The following is a 12075-nucleotide window of genomic DNA, read 5'->3' as shown; positions in this document are numbered from 1 at the left end:
TTCCCCACGCAAAAACTCCACCAGCCCCCGCTGCATCCCACTCAACACTCCCTCGCGGCTGACCAGCGCCAGTTCCGTCGGCGCCAACTCCGGCAGATCCGTGCACACCTCATGCTCCGGCAATAGCGCCGAAACCGGCAGCACCGAAATCCCCAACCCGGACGCCACCGCCGCTTGTATCCCGGTCAGGCTGTGGCTACCGAACGCCACTCGCCACGGTCGTTGCGCTACATCGAGCAGGCGAATCGCCCGTTGTCGGTACAGGCAGCCCTGCGGAAACAGTGCCAGCGGCAGCACACCGCTGGAGGTGTCGAATTCGGTGCCTTTGACCCAGACCAGTCGTTCCGGCCAGGTAGCCCATGCCGGGCCGCTGTCGGGTTCGCGTTTGATCAGGGCAATGTCGATGTCGCCGGCGTCGAGGCGTTGGCGCAGGTCGAGGCTCATGCCGCTGATGGTTTCCAGGCGCGCTTGCGGATGGTTGCGGGTGAAACCGGCGAGGATCAGTGCCATGCGCCGGGCGTCGAAGTCTTCCGGCATGCCGATGCGCAGCACTTCAAGGTCGACGTCACTGGCCAGCGCTTGCGTGGCTTCGGCGGAGAGCGCCAGTAACCGGCGCGCATAGTGGATCAGCAGTTCGCCGTGTTCGGTGACCGCGACGTTCACTCCGGTGCGGTCGCGCAGGAGTAGCGGGTGGCCGACCAGATCTTCGAGTTTGCGCACCTGCTGGCTGACCGTCGATTGCGTGCGATGCACACGTTCGGCAGCGCGGGTGAAGCTGCCTTCGTCGACTACGCAGACAAAGGTTTTCAGCAATTCCAGATCCAGCATGGCGGCGTTCCTGATAGTGGATTTGCGAATGACGATCGCGTATTTATTTAATTTCACACTATCACCGCACGCTCATAAGCTGAAGTCCTCACTCTGGAGGAATCGACCGATGACCTTGAACAACACGCCACGCCCGCACTGGCTGACCTTCGATTGCTACGGCACGCTGATTCAGTGGGATGAAGGACTGAAAGCCGTGGTCGAGAAACTGCTCAGCGACAAGGGCGAGCACGCAGTCGACGCCGCTGAGCTGATCGAAGTCTACGACCGTCACGAGCATCGTCTGGAACAAACGCCGCCGCACCGTTCCTTTCGCGAACTCAGCACCCTCGGCCTGCAACTGGCGCTGGAAGAATTGGGCTTGCCGAGCCAGCCCGAGGACAGTCAGCGTCTGGCGGCGGCCATCCCGAACATGTCGCCATTTGCCGAAGTGGTCGACACCCTCGCGCAGCTCAAAGCCATGGGCTTCAAGCTGTGCATTGTCTCCAACACCGACGACGAGATCATTGCCGGCAACGTTGCGAAGCTCGGCGGCCATATCGACCGGGTGATCACCGCGCAACAGGCCGGTGCCTACAAACCGGCGCCGCGCCTGTTCGACTACGCTCATGAGCAATTGGGCGTGACCCGGGATGAAGTGGTGCACATCTGCGCCAGCCCCATGCTCGATCACACGGCGGCGCGGGACATGGGTTTTCGTTGCGTGTGGATCGATCGCGGCACGGGTCGTCAGTTGTTGCCGGACTATCGCCCCGACGCGATCCTGTCCAGCCTCGATCAAGTGCTGCCGCTGTTCAAATCCCTCGGCTGGACCTAAGGAGAATTGCCATGGCGCATATCTTGAGCGGCACTGGCAAAGCCAGACCAAGCGCAACGCTGCACCTGGACACCGAGGCGATCATCACCGCCCGCAACGAACTCGCTGCGTGCTTTCAACTGGCCGCGCTGCATGGGCTGGAGGAGGGCATCTGCAATCATTTTTCGGCGATGCTGCCGGGGCATGATGATCTGTTTCTGGTCAATCCATACGGCTACGCTTTTTCGGAAGTGACCGCGCAGAATCTGCTGGTCTGTGACTTCGCCGGCAATGTGGTCGATGGCGATGGCGAGCCCGAAGCAACCGCGTTCTATATCCACGCGCGCCTGCACAAACAACTGCCACGGATAAAAGTCGCGTTCCATACGCACATGCCGCACGCCACCGCGTTGTGCCTGTTGCAAGGCCCGCCGCTGCTGTGGCTGGGGCAGACCGCGCTGAAGTTCTACGGACGGACGGCGGTGGACGAGGATTACAACGGCCTCGCACTGGACGCATCCGAAGGCGATCGCATCGCCAGCGTCATGGGCGATGCCGACATTGTCTTTCTGAAAAACCACGGTGTGATTGTCGCTGCGCCGACCATCGCCGAAGCCTGGGACGATCTGTATTACCTGGAACGCGCCGCGCAGGTGCAACTGCTGGCGATGGCCACTCAGCGCGAATTGAAACCGGTGCCTCATGCGATTGCGCAGCGCGCCTATGAACAGATGCGTGAAGGCGATGCACAAAGTGCCCGCGCACACCTGACCAGCGCGATGCGGCGGCTGGCCCTGCACAACTGATTAACCGTAAAGAAGCAATCGTAAATAAATCGACGAAAAGCGATCATCCAAACTCGCGACGCGCCGATAACTGGGCGGGAGGCGGGCGTTTGCCCGGTACATCCCGGTGGGCTACGCTCACACATACAAGGGTTTCGGGCTCGCGCCCCTGTCGTACCTGCCCAGGACATGCTTTTGCCAATCCCCATTCACGATCCGCATCAGGCCCCCGGCACGCTCAAACGGTTGCCGCTTCGCAAAGCGGCGGTGCTGTTTATCGTTGCGGTGAGCCTGTGCCTGTGCGGTCTGCTGTACCTGCAATTGGAGCAGTCGCGGCGTCAGGATCTGGCGGTGGCGAAAATGGCCTCGGGCAACCTGACCCGGGCCATGGCGCAGCAGGCCGAGGACACCGTGCGGGCGGCGGATCTGGTAATGACCAGCCTCGTCGACTGGATTCAGGACGATGGTTATGGAGCGGCGCAGCGACCTCGGTTGCAGCGGATCTTTGCCCGCCGCGCGCAGCAACTGGATCAGCTGCATGGCATCTTTCTCTTCGATCGCGAAGGGCAGTGGATCATCACCTCGTTCGCCGATCTGCCTCGTGGCAACGGCGTGGCTGATCGCGAGTATTTCAAGTTCCATCAGCAGAATGCGTCGACCGTTGCGCACATCGGCCCGGCGATTCGCAGCCGCGAAAACGGCGAATGGATCATCCCGATTTCCAGACGCGTAAACGACCAGCTCGGCAATTTTCAGGGCGTGCTGATGGCGGGCATCCGCATGTCCTACTTCGATCAGTTCTTCAAAAGCTTCAGCCTCGATGACAGCGGCATCATGTTTTTGGCGCTGACCGACGGCACCTTGCTGGCGCGACGGCCCTTTGATGAGTCGTTGATCAATACCTCGGTGGCCCACGGCGAGATCTATCAAACCCTGCTGCCGAACGCTAACGCGGGCACCGCGATGCTCAACTCCGTGGTCGACGGCGTGACCCGCTTGTATGGCTATCGCCAGCTCGCCTCGTATCCGCTGGTGGTCTCTGCTGCGACGTCGCAAGACACGATTCTGCAGGGCTGGTATGACCGCGCGTTTCAGTCCAGCGTGATTGTCGCGCTGGTGATTCTCGGGGTTGGCCTGTTCGGCTGGGTGTTCATTCATCAGGTGCGCGATGGCGAACGTATCGAGAAAAACCTGCGCAAGGCGCAACGGGCGCTGGAGCAGATTGCCACCCACGACAGCCTGACCGGGTTGGCCAATCGGCGCTTGTTCGAGCGCTCGCTGGACATCGAGTTTGCTCGTGGCGCGCGCCAGGTCAGCCCGGTCAGCCTGATCATGCTCGATATCGATTTCTTCAAGCGTTACAACGATGCTTACGGCCATGTCGCCGGCGATCAATGCCTGGCGCGGGTGGCGCAAGTGGTGAAGGCCTGCTGCCAGCGCAAGTCGGATCTGGCGGTACGTTACGGCGGCGAAGAATTTGCCGTGCTGCTGCCGGACACCGACATCAACGGCGCGCTGGCGATAGCCGGGCAGATTCGCCGTAGCGTGATCGACAAGCACATCATCCACAGCGGCTCGCCGACCGGTTATCTCACCGTGAGCTTGGGCTGTTATGCGTTTATTCCGCATGGCAACGACAGCCCGCAAGTGTTTATCCAGCGCGCGGACGCGGCGTTGTATCAGGCGAAAAATGCTGGACGCAATCGCGCGGCGGTGTATGCGTCGGAAGAAGGTTTTGCCGAACTGATGCGGTCGGATCGCTGATTCTTTCAATCAACAGAAATCAGAAGTGGGAGCGAGCCTGCTCGCGAATCGGTGTGTCAGCTTGCATCAAGGTTGGCTGACAGACCGCTTTCGCGAGCAGGCTCGCTCCCACATTGGGTCCTGATGTAAGCAGGACTATCCGGGGTGGCTCTTGTTCGTTCAGCCGCCCGTGCCACCGCCCGCACCACCCGTGCCGCCGCCGGCCGAACCGGTCCCGCCACCCGCGCCGGAACCTGAGCCACTGGCGCCGCCATTGGTGCCCGTTCCAGTGCCCATGCCCGAGCCAGTTCCTGTCCCTGTTCCTGTGCCAGTTCCGTTATTGGTTCCGCCAGAACCGCTGCCACCCGATGGCGAGCCCGGGGTGTTGTCTGGCGGCATAGTCGAGCTGCTGGCGCCGCCGGACTTGGTGCCCGTCGCATCGGTGCTGTCATTGGCCGCGAAGCTGGCGGCGGACGCCGTGGCGAGCAGGCCGGCCAACAATAACGAAGTGAATTTGCGCGTCATCATGGTACGTCTCCTGATAAAGGGGATTACCTGATATTGGTCTTGCGCACTGAAACCTTGGTGCCCGTCGAGTGACGAGCGGTCAGTCGCCGCGCCGAGTGGCCTACCGTTCTTCTGCAATATTGGCTATTTGCCGAACCACCCCCGGGGACTAACGTAGCCGCACATTCAATCGCTACCCCGGAGCCCACCATGCAACCTCGTGCCGACTTCTACACCGCTTCCCCCGATGCCATGAAAGCGATGATGGCGCTGGAAAATGCCGTCTCGAAACTGTCGCTGGAAAAGAGCCTGCTCGAGCTGGTCAAACTGCGCTCTTCACAGATCAACGGCTGCGCATTCTGCATCGACATGCACACCGCCGACGCGATCAAGGACGGCGAAACCCCACGCCGCCTGTTCGCCGTGACGGCATGGCGGGAAGCGCCGTTCTTCAGCGAGCGTGAACGCGCCGCGCTGCTGTGGACCGAGTCGCTGACACAACTGAGCCTGACCCACGCGCCGGACGAAGACTATGAAGTCGTCGCTGCGCAGTTTTCGCCGAAGGAACTGGTTGACCTGACGGTGGCGATCAACACCATCAACGGCTGGAATCGACTGGCGGTGGGCTTCCGCAAACTGCCGCAGGCCTGAGGCATTCACGCTTTTACCTTGTGGGAGCGAGCCTGCTCGCGAAGGCGACGTGTCAGTCACCATCATCGTTGCTGACATACCGCATTCGCGAGCAGGCTCGCTCCCACAGGGAGATCTTCCGTGTCCATCTGAACTCGGCCTCGTGTGAGTGCAACTTGCGCATCAAGAACACCATCAAAGCGTGCATTGCTTTGTATTAATACGAAGCATTACTATTCATGCCCCTTTCTCACCACGCCACCCATCCCCCATGCGCTCCCGCAGATCCGGCTTTTTCGAGCATTACGAAGAGTTGATCGGCACCTGGACTCGGCGCCTGCGCAATCGCGCGCAGGCCGAGGATCTGGCGCACGACACCTTTGTGCGGGTGCTCGAGGCAGATTCGGCGGCGGTGCAGAAGCCCCGCGCGTATCTGCATCAGACCGCGCGCAATATCGCCGTTGATGGTTATCGGCGGGAGGACCGGCGGGGCGTCATGGAGTCGGAGGCGGTCGAGGATAGTGCGTCGTCGGCGGGCGATCCGGAGCATTACATGCACGCGATCCAGTTGGCCGATTCCATCGAACGCGCGCTCACCGAGCTGCCGCTCAACTGCCGCAAGATCTTTGTCTGGCAGAAGATCGAAGGCCTGACGCAGGCAGAAATCGCCGAACGCCTGGGGCTGTCCAAGAACATGGTCGAAAAGTATATGATCCGTACCCTGCGGCATCTGCGTGAGCGGCTGGATGGCTTGCAATCATGAGCGCTTGGATCTTTTCATTTTCAGCCGGACAGGACATTCCATGATGGAAACGGGTGATTGCGCCTGTGGGCAAGCGGCGGTGCGTGACGAGGCGGCGGCCTGGTTCGTGCGATTGCAGGAGCCGAATGTCAGCGTCGAGCGACGGCAGCGCTTCGAGGCCTGGCTGAACGAGCATCCGCAGCACCGTGAAGAATTCCAGTTGCTGCAAGGCTTGTGGACGGCGGCTGATCTGCTGCCGACGTCGCGTCTTCAGGCGCTTGCGCAAACTCCCCGCCGCGAACGCCGGCCGATGCTGCGTTATGCCGTCGCCGCGAGTGTCCTCGCCGTGGCGCTGAGACTTGGCCTGTTCAGTGGTTTGAATCATCCGGGCGCTTACCGCGCTGAATTCGCCACGGCGCCGGGCGAGCGCAAGCATGTGGCGTTGCCGGACGGTTCTGTAATCGATCTGAACAGTCGCAGCCGCTTGCAGGTGCGTTATGAGCAGGATCGACGGGTTATCGAATTGAGCGCGGGCGAGGCGATGTTCAGCGTTGAGCACGACGCCTCGCGTCCGTTCATTGTTGAAGCCGGCAGCGGCAAGGTCACAGTCACCGGTACGCGTTTCGATGTGCGCCGCGATGCCACGCAGACCCGCGTGGCGGTGGAGCAGGGCACGGTGAAGGTGCAGGGAAGTGCTGCCCCGGACAACCAATTCATCAACCTCACCGCAGGCCTCGGCACGGCGGTCGATGCCCAGGGCAAGGTCCTGCCGGCCTACGCGGTCAACCCGGCGGAACTGACCGCATGGCGTAACGGCAAACTGGTGTTCAACAACGCCAGCCTCGGCGAAGTAGCGGCGGAAGTATCGCGCTATCGCGACAAACCGCTGACCGTATCCCAGCCGAATGTGGCCAGCCTGCGCCTGACCAGCGTGTTCAAATCCGACGACACCGACGCCTTGCTCAAAGCCTTGCCGAGCATCCTGCCGGTGACGGTGCGCACCCTCGCCGATGGCAGTCAGGAAATAATTTCCAGATAGCATTCAGGTTTTTTTTCAGTTCATCGTCTTCCTGTTCAACTGCAACTGGTTTGCATTAACAGCCGCACACTCTTGCGATCCACAGGACTGCGTACGACGTGAACATCACCACAACCCACAATAAAAAATCCCCTTGGTTGCCATTGGCTCTCGCGCTGGCGGTCAGCGCCGCGATCCCGTTGGCGTTTGCCGCTGAAGCCATTCATATCCGCGCGCAACCGCTGGGCCAGGCCTTGAGCGAGCTGGGCCAGCAAACCTCGCTGCAGGTGTTTTTCAGCCCCGAACTGGTGGCCGGCAAACAGGCGCCAGCGGTCGACGGCGACCTTTCGCCAGAGCAGGCTTTGCGTCAGCTGTTGCAGGGCAGCGGTCTCGATTATCAGATCAATGAAGGCTCGGTGACGCTCGCCCCAGCCGCCAACTCCGCAGCCAGCAACGGCCCGCTGGAGCTCGGCGTGACCGACATCAAAGTGGTCGGCGACTGGCTCGGTGACGCCGACGCTGCGGTGGTGCAGAACCACCCCGGCGCACGCACGGTGATTCGCCGCGAAGCGATGGTCGAGCAGGGCGCGATGAACGTCAGCGACGTGCTCAAACGCGTGCCCGGCGTGCAGGTGCAGGACTCCAATGGCACCGGCGGCAGTGATATTTCCCTCAACGTCGGTGTGCGCGGTCTGACTTCGCGCCTGTCGCCACGCTCGACCGTGCTGATCGACGGCGTACCTGCCGCGTTTGCTCCGTACGGCCAGCCGCAACTGTCGATGGCGCCGATTTCCTCGGGCAACCTCGACAGCATCGACGTCGTACGTGGCGCTGGTTCAGTACGTTACGGGCCACAGAACGTCGGCGGCGTGATCAACTTCGTGACCCGCGCGATCCCGGAGAAAACCACCGGCGAAATCGGCACCACCCTGGAAACCACGCAGTACGGCGGCTGGAAACACATCGACACCGCATTCATCGGTGGCACCGCCGACAACGGCATGGGCGTCGCGCTGTTGTATTCCGGCGTCAACGGCCACGGCTATCGCGAGCGCAACAACGGCAACGACATCGACGACGTGCTGCTCAAGACGCACTGGGCGCCTACCGATCAGGACGATTTCAGTCTCAATTTCCACTACTACGACGCCAGCGCCGACATGCCCGGCGGCCTGACCCAGCGTCAGTACGACGACAAACCGTACGAATCGGTGCGTGACTACGACCAGTTCACAGGCCGACGCAAGGACGTGTCGTTCAAGTGGATTCGCCAGATCGACGAGCGCACCCAGGCAGAAATCCTCACCTACTACACCGATAGCTTTCGCGGCAGTACCATCGCTGCGCGCGATCAGCGCACCCTCAGCTCATACCCGCGTTCCTACTACACCCTCGGCATCGAACCGCGCGTGTCGCGGGTGTTCGATGTCGGCCCAACCACCCAGGAAGTCAGCGTCGGTTATCGCTATCTGAAAGAGGCCATGCACGAAGAATCGAGCCGTCTGGCGCTGGTCAACAATCAGCCGGTGGTCACGCCGACCTCCGACGGCCATGTGTTCCAGGATCGCACCGGTGGCACCGAGGCCAATTCGGTGTATGTCGACAACAAGATCGACGTCGGCAACTGGACCATCACCCCGGGCATTCGCTTCGAACACATCAGCACCGATTGGCATGATCGCGCTGTCCTCGACACCGCTGGCCGGCCGGTCCCGGAGAAAAACCGCAGCATCGAAAGCAACGAACCGCTGCCGGCGCTGAGCGTGATGTATCACCTGTCCGATGCCTGGAAACTGTTCGCCAATTACGAAACCTCGTTCGGCAGCCTGCAGTATTTCCAGCTCGGCCAGGGCGGTTCGGGTGACAGCACCGCCAACGGTCTGGAGCCGGAAAAGGCCAAGACCTACGAGATCGGCACGCGCTATAACGATGATGTCTGGGGCGGCGAGGTGACGCTGTTCTACATCGACTTCGATGACGAACTGCAATACATCAGCAACGACGTCGGCTGGACCAACCTCGGCGCGACCAAGCACCAGGGCATCGAAGCCTCGGCGCACTACGACATGGCCGCCCTCGACCCGCGCCTCGATGGCCTGACCGCCAACGCCGGTTTCACCTACACCCGCGCCACCTATGAAGGCGAGATCCCCGGCTTCAAGGGCCGCGATCTGCCGTTCTATTCGCGGCAGGTTGCGACGGTCGGATTGCGGTACGAGATCAACCGCTGGACGTACAACATCGATGGCTTCGCCCAATCGAAACAGCGTTCGCCGGGCACCGGTGTGAATGCGGATGGCAGCTTCAATGGCAACTACATCACTGAAGGCACGGCGGACGGGCAGTACGGCGACATCCCGGGTTACGTGACCTGGAACGTGCGCGGCGGCTACGACTTTGGTCCGCAGGTGTCGAACCTCAAGCTCGGTGCCGGGGTGAAGAACGTCTTCGACAAGCAGTACTTCACCCGCTCCAGCGACAACAACTCGGGGATGTATGTCGGCGCACCGCGCACGTTCTTCGTGCAGGCCAGCGTCGGTTTCTAAGGCGCTGTTTTGGCTGAACCGGTTTCACACGGCTCAGCCACAACAGGCCTGAAGCTATTGAGGAATCAGAAAGCCGATGGTCGGTCCGGGATTCCCAGCCAGGTCTGCGCCTTTGAGGCAGACGTTCTGCTGGCCATTGGCAACGGAAACATGGAACACGCCCGTGGAGGGCGGTACGCGCTGGAATCCCTGCCCGTCATTGCAGTTGACGCTCCCGGGCTGCCCGGACTTGTATTGAAATTGAAAGGGATCCAGATCCGGTGAGACCGGAAAAACCCTGACATCGTAGTCATCGTCACCCACCCATTCGATTTTATAGGCCGGCGCCAACGGCGCTGGTGCTTCCAGCAACCACCGCCAATAGATGCTGGGGGTTTTTCCATCCGATTGTTTTGGCACGTCCGTAGGCCGCTGTTGGCCAATCAGGCAGAGAAAATATAGCCCCGCACCTTCTTTGAGTTCATGGCTCAACTGATTCTCGGAACCAGGGCGAGCGGTTTGTACCTGGCTATACCCAGCAAGCGACTGGCATTCGTCCAGCGTGCGCGTATAGCGATAGCGGTAGTAGGGAGCGCTCAATGCGAAGGTTTGCAGCCAATGCCATGGCACGACTTGTCCGTGCTCGTCACGCTCGACTCTGATGTAATCGCTGTTTTGCGATGATGTTGGAAAAGACCATGCCGCTCCCAGCGGGCAGTCACCCGGACGCGGGTCGAAACGTCCCTTGGTGAAGCAAGCACCCAGACCTTCGGTTGTGGTGGCGTAGTTGGTGGCAGTTCGCTTGTTGACCTGCCCGGCAATGACTTCGCAGGGGGCGCCCTTGTCACATCGATTACGGTCACTTCCGCGCGTGGTAGTGCCCAACACACCCACGACTTCATTGGTATAACGCGCAAGCAATGGTGAGCCGGATAATCCACTGACAACATCGAGGCAACGGTTGCTCGATTGTCCTACCCATCGCCAAGGGCCTTCGATGACCGCTGCCGAATGTTCCTGTTTGCATGCCATTCGCTGAATGAAGCCGTTCACGGGCGCGCCGGTGATCAAAATGTTTTCTTCAGCGGGCAAGGGGGCATGCGCCAGTTTCAGAGGCTCGATACCGTCGCTGATCAACTGTTCCAGAGAGGTAGCAAGTTCAACGATAGAGATGTCTTGGCCACGTAGCGTGCTCCAGCCAATCCGGGCTACCGCATATGAGCGACTGTGCGGTTGCGTGTCGAAAAAATAATTGAACGTCACCCGACCCTTTGCAGGCTGATTGACGATGACCTCGTTATTGCCTATCTCCGGATGTGTGCAGTGTCCGGAGGTCAGTACATACGCCGGATTCGACACAGTACCGGGTTCTCGTGTGTCAATGAGTGTACCGGAGCAGGTCATGCCGCCTTCAACTTCGACACGGCCAATGGCTTGCCAATGCGCATAACGTCCGTCGGCATTGGCCAGCCGCTCAGCGGGAGCAAAGTTGGCTGCGCCTTCGCCCCAGTCGTATCGATTGACGGAGGCGCATCCCTGGAGAAGAGCGATAAGTGCAACAGCCGATCCAATTCGAATGTTCATGACAGATTTCCATTTCCGCGGGGCTGGAAATCACCATGATTCAAAGGGTCGAAGCCTGTCTAGTGTCAAACCTGACAGGTGTCGCGCTAATCTTCATACTTTCAATGTCTTACCGCCGATGGCCACCGCGACCAACAGCACCGCCATCAGGCCAAAGGCAAAACTCAAGCTGCTGGCATGGGCGACAAAACCGATCACCGCCGGCCCGGCGAGAATCCCGGCATAACCCAGCGTGGTAATCGCCGGCACCGCGATGCTTTCCGGCATCACCGTTTGCTTGCCCACTGCCGTGTACAGCACCGGCACGATGTTCGAGCAACCGGCGCCGACAAGTGCATAACCGAGCAGCGCCGCTTGCCAGCTCGGCGCGAAGGTGGCGAGAAACAGTCCCGCCGCCGCCAACAGCCCGCCGAACAGAATGATCCGCGTGGCACCCAGCTTGCGCACGATGCGATCACCGAGCAGACGGCCGACGGTCATGGTCAGGGCAAACGCTGCGTAACCCATTCCCGCGTAAGCCGTGTCGATCCCGCGTTCCTGAGCGAGGAACACTGCGCTCCAGTCCAGCGCCGCGCCTTCGGTGAGGAACACGATGAAGCACATGCCGCCGATGAACAGCACGATGCCATGGGGAATGGCGAACGCCGGGCCGGAGCTTTCGCTGCCGTAGGGCAACATGTGCGGCACGCACTTGAGCAAGGCGCCGATCAGCAACACGACGACGACCAGCATCGCTGCCAGCGGTGTCAGCCCGAGGCCGAGCAGGGCGCTGACGCCCGCCGCACCAACAATGCCGCCGAGGCTGAACAGGCCGTGGAACCCCGACATCATGTGCTTGCCGCTGGCGCGCTCGACGATCACTGCTTGCAGGTTCACCGTCGAATCCACCGTGCCGAGGCCGGCACCGAACATGAACA

At 61.0% G+C, this 12075-nt stretch carries 11 protein-coding genes; 7 read left to right on the top strand and 4 right to left on the bottom strand.

Annotated elements, in window-relative coordinates; genetic code table 11:
- The coding region (locus D8U71_RS18120) for a LysR substrate-binding domain-containing protein (protein ID WP_130888352.1) at positions 1–828 on the bottom strand (828 nt) is incomplete at its 3' end.
- Between the two features lie 109 nt (positions 829–937).
- Here D8U71_RS18120 and D8U71_RS18115 point away from each other — a divergent pair.
- The 3 genes from D8U71_RS18115 to D8U71_RS18105 all read left to right on the top strand — a co-directional run bounded on the left by D8U71_RS18115 (position 938) and on the right by D8U71_RS18105 (position 4173).
- Positions 938–1645: a haloacid dehalogenase type II gene (locus D8U71_RS18115; protein ID WP_130888351.1), complete on the top strand. Its 708-nt coding sequence runs from the start codon at positions 938–940 to the stop codon at positions 1643–1645.
- Between the two features lie 11 nt (positions 1646–1656).
- Entirely contained in the window at positions 1657–2430 is a 774-nt protein-coding gene (locus tag D8U71_RS18110; RefSeq protein WP_123442045.1) for an aldolase, read from the top strand.
- A gap of 174 nt (positions 2431–2604) precedes the next feature.
- On the top strand, positions 2605–4173 hold the full coding sequence (locus D8U71_RS18105; protein WP_130888350.1) for a sensor domain-containing diguanylate cyclase: 1569 nt from the start codon (positions 2605–2607) through the stop codon (positions 4171–4173).
- Between the two features lie 159 nt (positions 4174–4332).
- Here the strand turns inward: D8U71_RS18105 and D8U71_RS18100 are convergent, their stop codons facing one another.
- Positions 4333–4680 carry a hypothetical protein gene (locus D8U71_RS18100; RefSeq protein ID WP_130888349.1) on the bottom strand — a complete coding sequence of 116 codons (348 nt, stop codon included), beginning with the start codon at positions 4678–4680 and terminating at the stop codon, positions 4333–4335.
- Positions 4681–4869: 189 nt separating this feature from the next.
- Here D8U71_RS18100 and D8U71_RS18095 point away from each other — a divergent pair, with 189 nt between their 5' ends.
- The 4 genes from D8U71_RS18095 to D8U71_RS18080 all read left to right on the top strand — a co-directional run bounded on the left by D8U71_RS18095 (position 4870) and on the right by D8U71_RS18080 (position 9595).
- On the top strand, positions 4870–5310 hold the full coding sequence (locus D8U71_RS18095) for a carboxymuconolactone decarboxylase family protein (RefSeq protein WP_016775423.1): 441 nt from the start codon (positions 4870–4872) through the stop codon (positions 5308–5310).
- Between the two features lie 250 nt (positions 5311–5560).
- The gene (locus tag D8U71_RS18090) at positions 5561–6052 is read left to right on the top strand and encodes a sigma-70 family RNA polymerase sigma factor (protein ID WP_130888348.1); all 492 of its coding nucleotides are present in this window, start codon (positions 5561–5563) and stop codon (positions 6050–6052) included.
- Between the two features lie 40 nt (positions 6053–6092).
- Positions 6093–7070 carry a FecR family protein gene (locus tag D8U71_RS18085; RefSeq protein WP_130888347.1) on the top strand — a complete coding sequence of 326 codons (978 nt, stop codon included), beginning with the start codon at positions 6093–6095 and terminating at the stop codon, positions 7068–7070.
- Between the two features lie 98 nt (positions 7071–7168).
- Positions 7169–9595: a TonB-dependent receptor gene (locus D8U71_RS18080; protein ID WP_130888346.1), complete on the top strand. Its 2427-nt coding sequence runs from the start codon at positions 7169–7171 to the stop codon at positions 9593–9595.
- 54 nt (positions 9596–9649) lie between these two features.
- Here D8U71_RS18080 and D8U71_RS18075 read toward each other — a convergent pair whose 3' ends face one another.
- Both D8U71_RS18075 and D8U71_RS18070 read right to left on the bottom strand, forming a co-directional pair.
- Positions 9650–11158 carry a trypsin-like peptidase domain-containing protein gene (locus tag D8U71_RS18075; RefSeq protein ID WP_125927251.1) on the bottom strand — a complete coding sequence of 503 codons (1509 nt, stop codon included), beginning with the start codon at positions 11156–11158 and terminating at the stop codon, positions 9650–9652.
- 93 nt (positions 11159–11251) lie between these two features.
- A partial coding sequence (locus tag D8U71_RS18070) for an MFS transporter (RefSeq protein WP_130888345.1) occupies positions 11252–12075 on the bottom strand: 824 nt, incomplete at its 5' end.

The organism is Pseudomonas sp. Sample_21, from assembly GCF_004307525.1.
In the GTDB taxonomy this organism is placed as follows: Bacteria; Pseudomonadota; Gammaproteobacteria; order Pseudomonadales; family Pseudomonadaceae; genus Aquipseudomonas; species Aquipseudomonas atacamensis.
This window is presented reverse-complemented; position numbering and strand designations above follow the sequence as displayed.